Origin of the sequence: Oribacterium sinus (genome assembly GCF_014202695.1) — a bacterium.
Taxonomy (GTDB): domain Bacteria; phylum Bacillota; class Clostridia; order Lachnospirales; family Lachnospiraceae; genus Oribacterium; species Oribacterium sinus.
The window spans coordinates 323275-339522 of record NZ_JACHHH010000002.1; the positions used below are offsets into that span (position 1 = coordinate 323275).

Genomic DNA, 16248 nt, shown 5'->3' on the forward strand with positions numbered 1-16248 from the left:
AAGAGGGGGTTGAGATTGAACGTGTTGAATTATTCCCAACTGGAAGAAAAATCGAATGAGGAGTTGTTTGCCCTCTATAAGGAGACCGGCTCTCAAGAGGTCAAACAGGAGCTTACCATGCGCTACGTTTACATCGTGCGCTCTATCGCTTATCAAATGCGGGAAATGTACAATGACTTTATGCAGACCGATGATATCGTAAACGAAGGGGTAATCGAAATCATGCGGGCCATCGATCGCTATGATGAGAGTAAGGACAATAAGTTCGAGACCTTTATTTCCCGACGTATCCGGGGCATGGTTATTGATATGATGCGGAAAAATGACTGGCTACCCCGAAATTTCCATAAGGATAGCCGTTCCATTGAAACCGCCACGGTAGAGTTGAATAATCGTCTGGGAAGAGCCCCTACGGATGAGGAGCTGGCAGACTATTTGAATATGAACGTGAAGAAGCTGCAGAAGATTCAGAGAATGAGCAACATGGTTAATGTGCTTTCTTTGGATATGACCTACGATGAGGGAAATGAAACCCTCCTGCAGATTCCTTCCGAGGATCACAGCACCCAACCGGAATTCAGCTTTATGCAAAAGGAAAATGTCCGTGCGCTGACAGAGGCCATTGAATCCTTGCAGGAAAAGGAAAAGCTGGTGATTTCGTTATATTATGTGGAAGAATTGAATATGAACCAGATTGCGGAGGTTATGGAAGTATCTCAGCCCCGCGTATCCCAGCTGCATAGCATTGCTATCCGTAAGCTGCGGAAGTATATGGGAGAACATGGAGAGGACTAAGCGATGCTTAGTCCTTTTTTAATAAGCAGAGGAGAAAAGAGCGGTCCGAGTGAGTCGCCTGAAGGATAGGGGAGGAACGCGAAAGACACGCTTCCGCTAAACCTCGCCTCGTAGCGGTACTAAGGAGTAAGCTTCGTTTCACTTGCTTCCTCCAAGTACCGACGGGCTCACATTGTCTTTCGCTGTTCCCCCCTATCCTTCAGGCTGTTGGCTTTCCCGAATCTTAACTGTTCTACTCCCTCTTTCTGTTCCCTTGCTTAAGTACCGACGGACTCACATTGTCTTTCGCTGTTCCCCCTATCCTTCAGGCTGTTGGCTTTCCCGAATCTTAACTGTTCTACTCCCTCTTTCTGTTCCCTTGCTTAAGTGCCAACGGGCTCACATTGTCTTTCGCTGTTCTCCCTATCCTTTAGGCTGTTGGTATGCTCTAATGTCTTTACATTTTCTGAGTATAGTTAAGTTTGCATTATATAGTTTTTGATGACTATGATGATAATGGAGTTCTGTTGTTGAATCTATTGTTAATAGGCAATTAAATTCAAAAATTGATTAGGACTTAGAGCTCTTACTTCGGAGTGCAAGAAATCCTTACCATTACAGGTGATAATAAAGTCTGCGTCGGCTTCTTTGGCACATTTAGATTGTAAACAATCCTCAAAATCTGTAAATACAGTATGATTAATAGCATCAAGAACTTCCATTTGGGAGATGTTAACTATGGTAAAGATAGAACATAACTCTCTTAAAGCAGATCTTTTTATCTCATTGTCATATTTTCGAAGAACGAACCATATGGTTGGTAAACATTGTAAGGAAATATACCCCTCATATTGGCCGAAGGCACAAGATTTAATAATCTCTATAGAAGCTTCTAATTCATCGTCCTCTCGATTGGTGATGTAGTTTAAAAGGACATTGGTATCAAGAAAAATCTTTATATTTTTCTTCTGTAGCATTTGCTCGTTCTTTTTCATAATCCAAGACTCCTTCTGCAGATAATCTTAATCTTTCAAGACGTTGAAAGGCTTCCATTTTTTCTTTTTTTGGCAAAGCTTCGTCTTTTCGGGGGGCGCAGACTACAAAAGGTATACTTCTCTCTCGAAGCGCAGTTTTAGTATAGGTCTCATAGAAGCTTTGCTTACTTTGTCCCATTTCACCAAGCATTTCATCCAACTCATCATAGACATGATCTTCTAAGCGAATACTGATGGTTTTCATAAATATCCTCCTCCAAAAATTCATTAGTATCGATAATATAATAAAGAAAATAAGATTAATATGCAATAATATGAAACGAAAATAAGATAAATTGTTTCAAAATAATGCTTTTTTCGTTCAATATAATTTAAGTTGAGAAGCTGTTTAGGAGAGTGTGGTAGTCCAATAGCCCGAAGGGGAGGGGGACGGAGAAAGATAAAGTGAACCCGTCGGTACTTGGGGAAAGTAGAGAGAAAGGGAAAGTAGGCAATCCAATAGCCTGAAGGGGAGGGGGAACGGAGAAAGACAATGTTAGCCCGTCGGCACTTGGGGAAAGTAGAGAGAAAGGGAAAGTAGGCAATCCAATAGCCCGAAGGAGAGGGGGGCGGAGAAAGACAATGTGAGCCCGTCGGTACTTGGAGGAAGCGAGTGAAACGAAGCTTACTCCTTAGTACCGCTACGAGGCGAGGTTTAGCGGGAGCGTGTCTTTCACCGCCTCCCCTCTCCTTCAGGCGACCTGTGTTTCCCCCTCTTCCCCCTCCCCTTCAGGCGACCAGCCCTACTCGCCATTTTCTCCATTTCCCTCCAAATCCCCCTTAATATTTTCCCAAAGCCTGTCGATATAAGAGAGAAGATTAAAGATTCTTGTCTTCAGAAAGGAAAAGGAATGTATCAAGGATTCTATGACTTAGCCTCCGGGATGATTACCCAAAGGAGAAATCTAAACAATATCAGTAACAACATGGTGAATATCCAGACCTCCGGATATAAGAAAGACACCATGGTGAGCAGCACCTTTAAAGAAGAAATGATGATTCGGACCGGAAAATACAATAAGAAGGGACCTGAGGATTTGGCGGTGGCTTCCAGAATCAAGTCCGCCTCCAAGACCTATACGGATTATGAGCAGGGTTCCTATGAGCTTACGGACGGAATATATGATACCGCCATTTCCGGAAAGGGATTTTTCGCGGTCAGCACCCCCCAGGGAACCCGCTATACCAGAGGAGGAGCCTTCTCTGTGGATGAAAACGGTGTGTTAGAGCTGGCAGGGATTGGAAAAGTACAGAGTGAGGAAGGTCACGATATCGTGCTTCCCAATGATAACTTTGCCATCGATCCGGACGGTTCCATCTTTGATCCCAACAGTACGGGTAATACCAGAACCGTTTACGGTACTCTGAAGGTGGTAGATTTTGCGGATTATAACGCTTTACATAAGGAGGATAATAACCTCTTTTCCACAAACCAGACAGAGCTGAAAAAGCCGGCAGACAGCAGTATTAACTGGAAAATGCTGGAAAAATCCAATGTAAACATGGTGGATGAAATGACTACCATGATGAGTTCCCAAAGAGCACTGCAAAGTGCGGCACAGATGCTGAGAATGTATGACACGGTAATGGCGAAAGCCAGCTCCGATGTGGGACGAATTTAAATATAAGGAGAAACTAAGATGAATATGTCCTTCTATGTGGGGGCTCTGGGAGCAGATGCCAGCCAAAAGAAGATGGGAGTTATTTCCAATAACCTTGCCAATATCAACAATACCGCTTTTAAGCCGAAAAATGCTATTTTTTCCGATCTGATTAACTATAACTTAAACGATTCTCCGGAAGCAAAGACCGATTTGCAGGCAGAGGCGGGAACCGCGGTGGTTCGTACCAATACGGAGTATAGTCCTGCGGCTTTTCATACTACAGGACAGCCTAATGACTATGCTATCGGAAATGCCAATGCTTTCTTTAAATTACAGGATCCGTCCTCCGGGGAGATTACTTATACCAGAAACGGACACTTCCACGCAGGAGAAATGCCGGATGGAAAGTTCTATCTTTTTACAGAGTCCGGAAAGCATGTTTTGGATGAAAACGGAAAGAAGATGCTGGCGGATGATACTGCTTTAAAAGCGATTGAGGCGGCAGGGCAGACCGGTGGAAATACGGCGAATGCCAACAATGCCACCGAAGAAGTAAAGCAGAAAATTGGTGTTTATACAATCAACTATCCGAGCCGATTAGTAAATAAGGGCGATAATGAGTTGGCGATTCGTCCGGGAGACCAAAACAACAAAGATTCTGTAATACAGAATCCTATTTTGGAGTCCGGAACACTGGAAAGCTCCGGAACCGATATGGCAAAGGAAATGACCAGACTGATTGAAAGCCAGAGAGCCTTTACCTATGCCTTAAAGATGGTTCAGACCTCCGATGAAGTGGAAGGTACCATCAACCAGCTTAGAGGATAATAGCTAAAGACTTACTCATTCTTTCAAAGCAGAGGAACCAAGGAATGGAAGGAAAGAGAATCCAAAGGAGTGGAGTAAAGAATGAAGATTAATCGTTATGAAGACATGAACCTTCAGGAACTGGATGTGATGAAGGAGATTGGAAGTATAGGAACAGGACATGCAGCAACGGCCCTTTCCCAATTACTCCAAAAAGAAGTACGGATTACCATTCCCCAGGTGCAGATTTTGGGCTATAACGGGGCGGTAAAACGAATCGGCGATGAGGAAGAAATTGTAGGAGCCACTCTGGTGCAAATGTCCGGAGATTTAAACGGTTTGATGCTTTTCCTCTATGACCGAAACTTTGCCAATACGGTTTTGGAAAAACTGTTGGATAAGAACTACGACAAATTTGCCGAGATGGATTCCATGGCCTTTTCCGCACTGGCGGAGGTGGGAAATATCGTCATTTGCTCCTACATCAATGCCTTCTCGGATTTGGTGCATGTGGACTTAAATCTGTCGGTACCCAGCAGTACAGTGAATATGCTGGGAGGAATCCTTACCGTTCCTATGGTGGAGTTTGGCTATGAAACGGATAAGCTGATGTATTGTAATGCGGAATTTGTCATGGATGGCAAAAGTCTTCCCTCGTGGCTTTTGATGTTACCTGATATAAGCTCCTTGAATACGATTCTGGAAAAGCTGGGAGTGTAAACCATGCTTTTGGAGAAACAGCTCAAGGTAGGGATTGGCGACATGAAGTTAACCCGAGGAGAGGGAGTGATTATTACCTACGCTTTAGGCTCCTGTATAGGACTGGCCTTTTATGATTCTTATATCAAGCTGGGGGCATTACTTCATATCATGTTGCCGGAACAGGTCAATTTATCGGATCCCAACGTATTCAAATATGCGGATACGGGGATTAGGGAAACCCTCCGAAAAATGGCAGCCTTCGGTATGGTGAAAAGTCGTACCACGGTGAAAATTGCAGGGGGAGCCAAGATGTTCGAAATCAGCGGAAATGCGGGCTTCGGAAACATTGGACAGCGAAATATTGAAAGTGTTAAAAAAATTCTTCGGGAAGAGGGAATACAGCTGGTGGCGGAAGACACCGGCGCAAATTATGCAAGGACCATGAGTCTGGACACCGGAACGGGGGAAGTGTTAATACGGACCTACGGACGGGATGATGTTCGGATTTAAGGATAGATAACAAACTGTAATGCGGGCAAGAGGCTAGTCCCGGGTTCAGGGAAGAACGAAAAGGGAGAGGATTATAGAAATGAAGAAGAAAAACGAAAAGGAAGGCATTTTATTAGAATCCGGAACCAACGAAATTGAGATTATGAAGTTTCGTGTTCTGGGAGAGTTTTACGGAATCAATGTGGCTAAGGTAAAAGAAATCATGATGACTGAAAAGATTAAGCCTATGCCCCATTCTCATCCTTCCGTAGAGGGATTTTTCAAGCCGAGAGAGCAGCTGATTACCGTAATCAACCTGGCGAACTACCTGACCGGCGCTACACCGGAGCAGGGAGCAAGAGATCTGTTCATCATCACACATTTTAATAAAATGATGGTGGCTTTCCGTGTGGATTCTATCGAGGGAATCAGCCGTATTTCCTGGCAGAGCATCCAGAAGCCGGATCGTACCTTGGCAAATGGTGCAGAATCCGTAGCTACCGGTATTGCTCAGTGCGATAACCAGCTGGTAACCATTCTGGATTTCGAGAAGATTGTTGCGGAGATTTCTCCGGAAACCAGCATTCAGATTGAAGAAATTGAGCAGATGGGTGAAAGAGATATTACCACAGCGCCGGTAGTCATTGCGGAAGACTCTGTGCTTCTTCAGAAAATGATTGGCACTTCCTTGCAGAAGGCAGGCTTTAAGGATGTTAAAATCTTTAACAACGGACAGGAGTGCTGGGATTACCTTTCTTCTCTCCGGAATGACCCTGACCTTTACAAAAAGGCAAATATATTAATTACCGATATTGAGATGCCGATTATGGACGGACATCGCCTTACCAAGCTGGTAAAAGAAGATATGCGTCTAAAGAGAATTCCTGTTGTAATCTTCTCTTCCTTAATTAACGATCAGATGCGTATTAAAGGAAAAGAGTTGGGAGCGGATGAGCAGCTTACCAAGCCGGAAATCGGACATCTGGTAGAGGTTTTGGACGTTTTAATCAAGCGCTTCTTGGAGTCTGAGCATGCAGGCTTCAGAAATGAAGAGTAATCAGGAACAATTTCACTGAACAGTAGAGAATGTTAGAAAAATTTCACTGGACAGAAGTGAAAAGATATAATAAGAATTGAGATGGACCAAGGACGGAGGAGCACTTTCAGGAAGAAAGAAGTTCTTTCGTCCTTTTTGTTCAATATACTATACATTGGATTTTGAATTGGGTATAATGGAGGAGATAAGGGATGAAGATTAAAGGATTTATGCAGAAGGAGACAAAGACTCTTTCCCGAAAAGGAAAGGACGCTTTGTCCCGTTGTCGCTTTTCCAAGAAGGGTGCGGCTTTCCTGTTCGGTCTTTCCGCATTGTGCTTATCCGCAGTGCCTGCCTTTGCAGAGGTCAGTGCTTCGGACGGAGAATGGGTGCAGCAGGGAGAATCTTGGTATTTTATGTTGGGGCCGAATACTCCATTGGAAAATGAGTGGATTAACTATAACGGGCAGTCCTACCATATCGGAAGCGGCGGCCTGATGACCACAGGAAAGTATGTGGATCCGGAAGACAAGACAGAGTACTTCTTCGATCAGGACGGAAGACTTTTGGAAGAAGAGTTTTCCAAGGATGGTAAGACCTATATCGGGAAGGAAGGAAAAGAGCTTGTAAACTTCAACAAGTATCGTCAGATGCTTAGAGAAGAGCTGGAAAAGGACAAGACCAAGGACTTCGGAAAGAAGCAGGCGGTGGATGTGGCGGATCCGGAAAGCTCCGAAAAGACCCTCACCGGAGAGGAAGTTTTTCCAAAATCCTTTGCCTTAATCGATATGGATCAGGACGGCTATAAGGACCTTGTTCTTTATAAAGAAGCCGTTGAAGAGGAAAAAGAAGAACCGAAATCCGTATTATCCGTTATCCTCTATCAAGAGAAGTTACCAGAGCAGAAGGGAAGTTCTGTAGCACAGAACAAGGAGAGAAGCCTTGCGGCCCTTTTAGAAGAGGAAGCCAACGGCGCTTATCAGGTAGAACTGAGAAAGAACAATTTAACGGGAGAGCCGGTAGTTTATCGGCATAACGGGAACAGTGATTCCATTTTCCGTGTCACAAAGAATGCGGGCTTGGAGCAGATTTTCTCCCTGTCCACCGGGGCAAATGCCAACGGAGACCCGGAGTATCGTTCCTTTTCCGACAGTATCTCCCAATCCTTGTACCAAAGTGAGCTGCTGACCTTGAAGAATCAATACGGGGAAAGCTATCCGGGAAAGCGTTTTAATCTGGATGAGGCAGGTATCACGGAGGGCTTAAAGAACTTTACAAAGGAAGAACTTTCTTTCTATTCATCACAGGAAGATGCATAAGAAAAATCTTTTCCCTAAGCATGCTGTTTCGTTTGCTTAGTCAGGATTTTTTGATGCAGGGAGGTTCATTTTGTCAATCATTATCACAGTATCCAATCAAAAGGGAGGCGTAGGAAAAACCACCACTTCGGCAGCCATCTGCGCAGGACTGGCAGACCGTGGAGCTAAGGTTTTGGGCATTGATTTAGACCCACAGGGAAACTTAGGCTTTTGTATGGGCTTAGAGGGAAGCAACCCCACCACCATATTGGATGCCTTACAGGGCAAGGTTCGGGTGCAGCAGGCGATTCGCCGACTGAAAAAATGCGATATTTTACCCTCCGACATTTCCCTTTCCACCACAGGACTGGAAAAGCTGGCGCCAGGAAAGCGAGAAGTGGCTTTGAAGGAAATGCTGCAACCTTTGATGGATTATTATGACTATGTGGTGATTGATACTCCCCCGGCATTGAATTTATTAACCATCAATGCCTATGCGGTATCGAATTTCTTAATTATTCCCATGTCCTCGGATATCCTGTCTTTGGTAGGATTGTCACAGCTACGGGAAACCATTGATACGGTAAAACAGGGGCTTAATAAGGATTTAAAGGTCTTAGGGATTCTTTTGAACAAGTTTGACAAGAGAACCACTTTGGCAAGAGACGTGGAGGAAATGGCAGGAGGCCTAGCGGAACAGATTTCCACCAAGGTTTTCGAAACGAAGATTCGTCCCGGCGTGGCCATTGCGGAAGCACCGGCCCACGGAGAAGATATTTTTTCCTACAACAAACGTTCTCCTGCGGTAACCGATTACGCAAGATTCATTGAGGAAATCGCAGAGGATATCCATTTAAGAGAGGTGATCGGATAATGGCTACAAAGAAGACAACGAAATCCAACAAAACATCCCATGTATTGAATTTATTAACCTCCGCTCCTGTAGCGGAGGAAGCCCTTGAGCAGGCCGGAGGAAATGCACAGGCAAATGCCGGAGGGAATGCTTCCGGAACCCCAGGGGTTACGATAGATCCTGCTATGCTTTCCGACTTCCACGAGGCGGCAAAGAAAACCAAAGAGGCTGCAGAGCACTTTGACGGTGCGGTAAGCAATTTCCAATCTGCTGTGGATAACTTCGATGTGAAGGAAGAGCAGATGAAGGAAGAGCATAAGAAAGAAGCCGAGAAGGCAGAAAAGCAGAAAGAGGAAAAGCAGAAAGAAGAGCTCCAAAGAGCTTTAGAAGAGGAAAGTAGGGCGGAGAATCATGAAAAAGAGGAGCCGGCATCCCTTCCTTCCTACAAAAAGAGCAAGATTACCGTTATTGATGAGTCTTCCGAAAATGATAAAATCACCAACGAAATTCAGTTGAATCTGGAGAAGAAGCTTCTGGCGGAATATGATGAGCCGGAACCTGAGTTCCACATTGTAAATGTGATGCTGGATATCCTTAAAACCAAGGATGTACGAGGCTTGATTCAAAAGCACGGAGGCTGTACCTGTGATAAGTGTATTGCCGATGTTACCGCCCTGTCTCTCACCCAGCTTCCTGCAAAATATGTGGTGCTGGATAAGGACAAGACCTCTCCTATGATCGGTTTCTATCAGAGCAAGTACCAGTCCGATATTTTCGTGGCTATGTTGAAGGCTGTTCTGGAAGTTAAGATGCATCCTCACCACGATCCGAACAGAGGTAGAGACACTACTAAGTTTGATGCGGAGGAGAGAAAGAATCTGAAGAACAGTCAGGGGATAGCATAAGGATGTCCTTTCTCTGTAGCGGTTTAGATATATGCGGAATAAACGGAATTATCGCATTTTCCGGTATTTCTTGCTTACTACAAAATCCCGAAATTGATTCAAAAAATTATATAAACAATTTATATTTTTTTAAGGGCTTTCCGAAAGGAAAGCTCTTGTTTTGTTTGTATTTATAATGATACAATTAATCCTAGTAAATAGATGGGACATAAGGGCGGAAATGTCATTTTTCCCCTGATACAATTAGTAAAGAAAGGAATTTTTTATGGCATACGGATTACAGGAACAATATGGATTGTTTATTGACGGAGAGTTTTGCGAGAGTTCGGATAAGGCGACTTTTACCACTTATTCTCCTGCTACAGGAGAGGCTTTGGCTAAGGTGGCTGAGGCTACAAGAGAAGATGTGGATAGAGCAGTGAATGCGGCATGGAAGGCCTTTGAAGGCTGGAAGAAGCTGGATAAAATTCAGCGGTCCAAGATTCTTTTGGATATTGCGGATGTGATTGACAAAAACAAGGAGCATCTGGCAAAGGTGGAGAGCTTGGATAACGGAAAGCCCATCCGGGAAACCATGAATATTGATGTTCCCTTTGCGGCGGATCACTTCCGTTACTTTGCGGGAGCGATTCGAACAGAGGAGGATTCCGCCAGCTTCTTTGATGAGAATACCCTTTCCCTGATTATTCGGGAGCCCATCGGCGTAGTGGGACAGATCGTACCCTGGAACTTCCCCTTCCTGATGGCGGCTTGGAAGCTGGCACCGGTACTTGCTTCCGGATGCTGTACCGTTTTAAAAACCAGCTCCGCTACACCTCTTAGTGTATTGGAGTTGATGAAGCTGATTAAGGATATTGTACCGAAGGGCGTAATCAACATTATCTCCGGTGCAGGCTCCAAGTCCGGACAGTATATGCTGGAGCATAAGGGCTTTAGAAAGCTGGCCTTTACCGGTTCCACAGAGGTGGGCTACAGCGTGGCAAAGGCTGCGGCTGAGAAGCTGATTCCGGCAACTCTGGAGCTGGGCGGAAAGTCTGCCAATATTTTCTTCCCGGACTGTGATTTTGATATGGCTATCGACGGCTTACAGCTGGGAATTCTCTTTAACCAGGGACAGGTTTGCTGTGCAGGCTCCCGTGTCTTTGTCCATGAGGACATTTACGACCGCTTCGTAGAGGCAGCGGTAGAGCAGTTCAATAAAGTAAAGGTAGGAAATCCATTGGATCCGGATACCCAGATGGGATCCCAGGTGAACAACAAGCAGGTAGAAAAGATTCAGTCCTGCGTGGATATTGCGGTACAGGACGGCGCTAAGATTGCCTGTGGCGGAAGAGTTTTTGATGAGGGAGAGCTTTCCAAGGGCGCCTTCTACAGACCTACCCTTTTGGTAAATGTTGATAACAGCATGAAGGCGGCAAGAGAAGAAATCTTCGGACCGGTGGCGGTTATCATCAAGTTTAAGACAGAGGAAGAAGTGATTGCCATGGCAAACGACTCCGACTTCGGTTTGGGCGGTGCGGTATGGACCAGAGACATTAACCGGGCTATCCGCGTATCCAGAGCCATTGAAACCGGAAGAATGTGGGTAAATACCTACAACGCCATTCCGGCAGGAGCCCCCTTCGGCGGTTACAAGACCTCCGGTGTAGGAAGAGAAACCCATAAGGTTATCCTGGAACACTACACCCAGATGAAGAATATTTTGATTAACCTGAAGGAAGAGCCCTCCGGCTTCTATCCGAAGAAGTGAAATACGAAATATTTAAACAAATTTCCAAAGAACAAAATAGAGAAGAGGCTGTAAAAAATCAAAATAGTTTTCTAAGCAATATAGGTCTAAATTTGGGGCACGCTCTCGCTAGCTTCGCCACGTAGCGGATACTAAGCGAAAAACTGCGATTCTCTTGTTTTTCGCAAGTACCGACGGGCTCAGACTACCCCTCATTTAGACCTATATTGCCGAAATCTATTTATTATTTTGATTTTTACAGCCACTTTTATTCTTAACGATTACTATTTGCAAAGTCTGCGATATCTCGTGGGTAAGTAAAGAGGGTGAATGAGATGTGGAATCTTGCTTACTCCTTTCACATCCAAGAGGAAGGTAAGAGAAGTAGCGCTTAGCTAACTTATCCACTGTATAGGTCTGAAAGAAGGGCAATCTGAGCCCCGCCGGTACTTGCTGAAAGCGAGCAAAGCGAAGCTTGAAGCTTAGTATCCGCTGTGTGGGCGAAGTTAGCGGGAGCGTGCCCTGATTTCAGACCTATACAGTGGATAAGTATAGAAATTTCTCTTCTCTTTCCCTTGGCTTTTCTATCCTTATAAACTCTCGGAAAACCGCCGATATTGGTATTGATAAGTTAGCAGAAAGAACGGTGTGGAAGGGAGTCCGACGTTCCCATGGCTTTTCAGAGAGAGAAAGATTCTTAGGGAAAGTTTCATTTTCTCTAAAGGCGTGGACTTTCTCCAAAAAGACCTGCTAGCTCGATAAACTAAAGAGAGAGAGGATGAATCATGTCAGGTTTATCAACAAATTCAACGTCCGGTACATCCAGTTTGGGGAACACCTCCCTCCGTGGATTTGGTGGAATGTCCTCCGGAATTGACCGTGACGCATTAATTGAACAGGCAACAAAGGGTACTCAGTCTAAGCTTACCAAAGCAAGACAGGAGACCACAAGAATGGAATGGAAAAGAGATGCTTTTCGTGAGTTATCCGATAAGACTATAGCATTACAGGATGATTTTTTGTCTTTCGCCTCTGCAGATTCCATCAAGAATCAGGATTTGTATGAATCCAGTGTGGTAAATCCACAGGGTGATGCTGCGGCAACCAAGTTTATTACCGCTTCAGGACATTCGGATTTGACAAAGAACTTGAAGGTGAAGGCAGTTACCAAGCTGGCAACCTCCGAGTCCATTGTTTCCGATGTGAAGGGCAGCGCTTCCGCCATTAAGACAGGAATTACCGCAGATGCTTTGGCAAATGTCGGCAACGTAAAAACCAGCAACTTGGTAGGAAAGTCCTTACAGCTTGGTAACTACACCACTACAGGTGTATTCCAGGAGAAGGCCAGCTTTAAATTTCCGGAAAGCTATAAGGATGACGACGGAAAGACCGTAGAAATCAACTATACCGGAGATAAGCAGAAGCTTGTAGATGATTTGAACAAGGCGGCTAAGCAGGGAAATGTGAAGCTTGGGGAAAATGAGTTTTTAAGCTTCAGCTATCACCAGGGCTCCAATCCCGGCGAAGACTATATCCAGATTAACGGTGGAAGCTCCCAGTATGTTATTAAGACGGAATCTTCCGCATTAGAGTCTTTGGGTTATAAGGCTCCTGCAGCAGGAACTGCTCCTACAGGAACAGGTTCCGATGCCTACGGTGTAAAGATTGCAGCCTTTAACAGCAGTGCCCAGACAGAAGGAAAGTTTACTTCTTCTTCCGTTAAGCAGGGCGGTATGCTGGATTACTTAAAGGATCAAAAGCTCACTGTCAGCTACGGTGGCACAAGTCAGGAGATTTCTCTTTTAACAGATGCCCAGAAGCAAAGCATTGAGGCGGCTCACACCGGTACAAGTGCCAGTGATAACCAGAATCGTTTGGATGCGGTAAAGGATGCTATTCAGCAAAATCTTAACAATGCCTTCGGTGCAGGTAAGATTGTAGTGGATTCTTCTACAGGAAGCATCACCTTTAACAGTGCCAACGGAAAGGATACCGTTTCCGTAAGCTCCTCCGATGCGCAGGTAAGAGCGAACCTGCAGATTAGCAAGAATGCCTCCAATAAGGTTACCACCAGTAGTTCTATCATGGATAATCTGGACAAGTTGGGACTTTCCGACTATGTAGGAAACAAAGCAGGATTGGATGAGGCTCTTTCCAAGTTCAAGATTAACGGTAAAGAAATCAAGGGAATTACCTCAGACAGCACCGTACAGGATATGTTGAAGAAAATCAACGATTCCGATGCAGGTGTAAAAGCCAGCTATATGGAAGGTTCCGGACGTTTTGTGTTGATTCACAGCGAAACCGGTTCCGGAAGAAGCATTACTTTGGGAGATGCAAACAATGCCAACGACATTGAGGATAAGCTCTTTGGCGCAACGGCAAGCGGTGGCGGACAGGTTAACCACGGTACCGATGCGGAAATGGTTTTTGACTACGGCAACGGCATCAATGAAACCGTTACTTCTTCCAGCAACACCTTTAACATTGACGGTGTAAAGATTACTGCCAGCGGTAAGTTCGGTGTAGAGCTGGATGCTTCCGGAAATGCGGTAACCAAGCCGGATGGTTCCTATAAGTTTGACAGCTCCAAGGAAGTCAGCTTTACTGCCAAGGCAGACGTGGACAAGGCTACTAAAACCATGAAGAAGTTTGTAGAGAAGTTCAATGAATTGGTAAGCTCTGTAAATACTCACGTGAAAACCAGACGTACCAGCGGATATGATCCTTTGACGGAAGCACAGAAGAACCAAATGAGTGAAAAATCCGTTGAGAACTGGGAAAAGAAGGCGAAGGAAGGAATTCTTTATGGAGAAAGCTCCATCAGAAACTTCAGCGATTCTTTACAAAGTGTTATGACACAGATGATGTCCGACTTAAAGGTTGCAGGTTTGGATTATCAGGATATGGAAAAGATGGGCTTATCCCTTTCTACAGATGCTTTTGACGGCGGAAAGCTTAGCTTTGATGAGACAAAGTTCAAACAGGCTATGGAAACAGAACCGGAGAAGGTTGCCAAGGTTATGATGGGACACAACGGTTCCAAGGGAATGGCAAAGATTGTAGAGACTACGGTTTCCCGCTATGCTACCCGTTATGCATCCAGAAACGGCGGATCTTACGGAGAGTTGATTAAAGAAGCCGGCTCCAACAAGGTTACCCTTTCCAACACCTCTTCCGTAATTTACGGAAAGTTAAAGGAAAACTCCGAAGTGGTTGAAAAGCTGAAGACCATGCTCAGCAATCAGCAGGATCGTTATATCAAGCAGTTCTCCCAGCTGGAGAAGTTAATCAGTAAGATGAATACCCAGTCCTCTTACTTAAGTAGTTTGTAAATCGTAGAACGAAGACAAAAAACAGAGTTGTAAAAAATCATAAAAATAAAAAATTTTCGGCAATATAGGTCTGAATTCGGGGTAGTCTGAGCCCGTCGGTACTTGCGAAAAACAAGAGAAACGCAGTTTTTCGCTTAGTATCCGATACGTGGCGAAGCTAGCGAGAGCGTGCCCCGTCTAAGACCTATATTGCTTAGAAATTTTTTTTGATTTTTTACAGCTCTTTTTTTGTGCAAAGTTTCCATTTACAAAATACGGGGTAATCCAGTACAATCTTAGCTTTGTGAAAAATAGAGTTGTAGAAAGGAGAAAAAATGAAAGAAAAGAAAAAATTATCTTTAGCGATGCAGATTTTTATTGCTTTGGTTTTGGCAATCATCGTTGGCTTATTATTACAGGGACACAGCTCCATTGCTGAGAATTATATTAAGCCCTTTGGAACGATTTTCTTGAATTTGGTAAAGTTCATCGTAGTGCCGGTGGTACTGTTTTCCATTATGTGCGGTATTATTTCCATGAGTGATATTAAACAGGTGGGCTCCGTAGGCTTGAAAACGGTGGTGTTTTACTTATGTACCACTGCTTTTGCGGTAAGTATCGGATTATTCTTCGGAAGCATTTTCCATAATCTGTTTCCGGTGGTAGCCACTGCGGATTTAAGCTATGAGGTTAAGGGAAGTCTGTCTTTAATGGACACCATTGTAAACATCTTCCCCTCCAACTTCGTCCAGCCTATGGTGGAAGCCAATATGTTGCAGGTTATTGTGATGGCGTTGATTTTGGGCTTCGCTATCATTCTGGTAGGAGAGAAAACCCATAGAGTGGTCAGTGCCTTCAATGATTTTGATGCTATTTTCATGAAGTGTATGGAAATGGTATTAAGCCTCTCTCCGATTGGTGTGTTCTGTTTGCTCTGTCCGGTTATTGCGGTAAACGGACCGAAGATTCTCGGTTCTTTGGCCATGGTGCTTTTGGCAGCCTATATTGCCTATGTTGCCCATGCCGTAGTAGTGTACTCTCTTACAGTAAAGCTTATGGGAGGTCTTTCTCCGATAAAGTTCTTTAAAGGAATGCTTCCGGCTATTATGTTTGCCTTTTCTTCCGCTTCCTCTGTGGGAACTCTTCCTATTAATATGGAGTGTACGGAGAAACTGGGGGCTAAAAAGGAGATTGCAGCCTTTGTACTTCCCTTGGGAGCCACCATTAACATGGACGGAACTGCGATTTATCAGGGAATTTGTGCAATCTTTATTGCTTCCTGTTACGGTATTCATCTGACTCTTGGACAGATGCTTACCATTATTTTAACGGCAACCCTTGCTTCTATCGGAACCGCAGGTGTTCCCGGAGCCGGTATGATAATGTTGGCTATGGTGCTTACCTCTGTAGGTCTTCCGGTGGACGGTATCGCCTTAGTGGCCGGCGTAGACCGTATTTTTGATATGGGAAGAACCACTGTAAATATTACAGGAGACGCGGCTTGTACCATTGTAGTTTCTAATATGGAAGCAAAAAAGCAGGCAAAACTTGCGGCAAGGTCTTAAGCCTAAGCATCCTACGTAGGAAATTCATCCGATTCCTTTATTTTTTGTGAAAATCCTTTATACATTTCCACATACCGGACGACATATTATAAGACAATAAGAAGAAATCTTCGGAGTTGAAAATATGTGTTCCGTAGG

Annotated in this window: 14 protein-coding genes; 12 read left to right on the forward strand and 2 right to left on the reverse strand. The window is 44.5% G+C overall.

Annotation, left to right across the window (positions count from 1 at the left end; translation table 11 throughout):
- The first annotated feature begins 15 nt into the window (after positions 1-15).
- Positions 16-795 carry a FliA/WhiG family RNA polymerase sigma factor gene (locus HNQ46_RS03180; RefSeq protein WP_183682905.1) on the forward strand — a complete coding sequence of 260 codons (780 nt, stop codon included), beginning with the start codon at positions 16-18 and terminating at the stop codon, positions 793-795.
- Between the two features lie 521 nt (positions 796-1316).
- Here the strand turns inward: HNQ46_RS03180 and HNQ46_RS03185 are convergent.
- Both HNQ46_RS03185 and HNQ46_RS03190 read right to left on the reverse strand, forming a co-directional pair.
- The gene (locus HNQ46_RS03185; RefSeq protein WP_243155827.1) at positions 1317-1769 is read right to left on the reverse strand and encodes a type II toxin-antitoxin system VapC family toxin; all 453 of its coding nucleotides are present in this window, start codon (positions 1767-1769) and stop codon (positions 1317-1319) included.
- On the reverse strand, positions 1717-2013 hold the full coding sequence (locus HNQ46_RS03190; RefSeq protein ID WP_183682907.1) for an antitoxin: 297 nt from the start codon (positions 2011-2013) through the stop codon (positions 1717-1719). The genes HNQ46_RS03185 and HNQ46_RS03190 overlap by 53 nt, the downstream gene beginning before the upstream one ends.
- 646 nt (positions 2014-2659) lie before the next feature.
- Here HNQ46_RS03190 and HNQ46_RS03195 point away from each other — a divergent pair.
- The 11 genes from HNQ46_RS03195 (at position 2660) to HNQ46_RS03245 (ending at position 16110) form a co-directional block, all read left to right on the forward strand.
- Positions 2660-3430, forward strand: a complete 771-nt coding sequence (locus tag HNQ46_RS03195; RefSeq protein ID WP_183682910.1) for a flagellar hook-basal body protein — start codon at positions 2660-2662, stop codon at positions 3428-3430.
- 18 nt (positions 3431-3448) lie between these two features.
- Positions 3449-4240, forward strand: coding sequence for a flagellar hook-basal body protein (locus HNQ46_RS03200; protein WP_007156853.1), 792 nt, complete (start codon positions 3449-3451; stop codon positions 4238-4240).
- 81 nt (positions 4241-4321) lie between these two features.
- Complete coding sequence (locus HNQ46_RS03205; protein WP_007156852.1) at positions 4322-4939, forward strand: chemotaxis protein CheC; 618 nt, start codon at positions 4322-4324, stop codon at positions 4937-4939.
- 3 nt (positions 4940-4942) lie between these two features.
- Positions 4943-5431 carry a chemotaxis protein CheD gene (locus HNQ46_RS03210; RefSeq protein WP_007156851.1) on the forward strand — a complete coding sequence of 163 codons (489 nt, stop codon included), beginning with the start codon at positions 4943-4945 and terminating at the stop codon, positions 5429-5431.
- A gap of 79 nt (positions 5432-5510) precedes the next feature.
- Entirely contained in the window at positions 5511-6467 is a 957-nt protein-coding gene (locus HNQ46_RS03215; protein ID WP_183682913.1) for a chemotaxis protein, read from the forward strand.
- A 191-nt stretch (positions 6468-6658) separates the two neighbouring features.
- Positions 6659-7765, forward strand: a complete 1107-nt coding sequence (locus HNQ46_RS03220; protein ID WP_183682917.1) for a hypothetical protein — start codon at positions 6659-6661, stop codon at positions 7763-7765.
- 70 nt (positions 7766-7835) lie between these two features.
- On the forward strand, positions 7836-8618 hold the full coding sequence (locus HNQ46_RS03225) for a ParA family protein (RefSeq protein WP_007156848.1): 783 nt from the start codon (positions 7836-7838) through the stop codon (positions 8616-8618).
- Positions 8618-9502 carry a late competence development ComFB family protein gene (locus tag HNQ46_RS03230; RefSeq protein ID WP_183682920.1) on the forward strand — a complete coding sequence of 295 codons (885 nt, stop codon included), beginning with the start codon at positions 8618-8620 and terminating at the stop codon, positions 9500-9502. Before HNQ46_RS03225 ends, HNQ46_RS03230 begins: the two co-directional genes overlap by 1 nt.
- Before the next feature lie 265 nt (positions 9503-9767).
- A complete protein-coding gene (locus tag HNQ46_RS03235) occupies positions 9768-11252 on the forward strand; it encodes an aldehyde dehydrogenase family protein (protein ID WP_183682923.1) in 1485 nt (494 codons plus the stop codon).
- Between the two features lie 764 nt (positions 11253-12016).
- Positions 12017-14566, forward strand: coding sequence for a flagellar filament capping protein FliD (gene fliD, locus HNQ46_RS03240; protein ID WP_183682926.1), 2550 nt, complete (start codon positions 12017-12019; stop codon positions 14564-14566).
- Between the two features lie 314 nt (positions 14567-14880).
- On the forward strand, positions 14881-16110 hold the full coding sequence (locus HNQ46_RS03245; RefSeq protein WP_183682929.1) for a dicarboxylate/amino acid:cation symporter: 1230 nt from the start codon (positions 14881-14883) through the stop codon (positions 16108-16110).
- Positions 16111-16248: the final 138 nt, after the last annotated feature.

Excerpts from the sequence above, each read along its gene's own strand:
- HNQ46_RS03185 (WP_243155827.1), bottom strand. The coding sequence starts at position 1,769 with ATGAAAAAGAACGAGCAAATGCTACAGAAGAAAAATATAAAGATTTTT.
- HNQ46_RS03190 (WP_183682907.1), bottom strand. The coding sequence starts at position 2,013 with ATGAAAACCATCAGTATTCGCTTAGAAGATCATGTCTATGATGAGTTG.
- HNQ46_RS03195 (WP_183682910.1), top strand. The coding sequence starts at position 2,660 with ATGTATCAAGGATTCTATGACTTAGCCTCCGGGATGATTACCCAAAGG.
- HNQ46_RS03200 (WP_007156853.1), top strand. The coding sequence starts at position 3,449 with ATGAATATGTCCTTCTATGTGGGGGCTCTGGGAGCAGATGCCAGCCAA.
- HNQ46_RS03205 (WP_007156852.1), top strand. The coding sequence starts at position 4,322 with ATGAAGATTAATCGTTATGAAGACATGAACCTTCAGGAACTGGATGTG.
- HNQ46_RS03210 (WP_007156851.1), top strand. The coding sequence starts at position 4,943 with ATGCTTTTGGAGAAACAGCTCAAGGTAGGGATTGGCGACATGAAGTTA.
- HNQ46_RS03215 (WP_183682913.1), top strand. The coding sequence starts at position 5,511 with ATGAAGAAGAAAAACGAAAAGGAAGGCATTTTATTAGAATCCGGAACC.
- HNQ46_RS03220 (WP_183682917.1), top strand. The coding sequence starts at position 6,659 with ATGAAGATTAAAGGATTTATGCAGAAGGAGACAAAGACTCTTTCCCGA.
- HNQ46_RS03230 (WP_183682920.1), top strand. The coding sequence starts at position 8,618 with ATGGCTACAAAGAAGACAACGAAATCCAACAAAACATCCCATGTATTG.
- HNQ46_RS03235 (WP_183682923.1), top strand. The coding sequence starts at position 9,768 with ATGGCATACGGATTACAGGAACAATATGGATTGTTTATTGACGGAGAG.
- fliD (WP_183682926.1), top strand. The coding sequence starts at position 12,017 with ATGTCAGGTTTATCAACAAATTCAACGTCCGGTACATCCAGTTTGGGG.
- HNQ46_RS03245 (WP_183682929.1), top strand. The coding sequence starts at position 14,881 with ATGAAAGAAAAGAAAAAATTATCTTTAGCGATGCAGATTTTTATTGCT.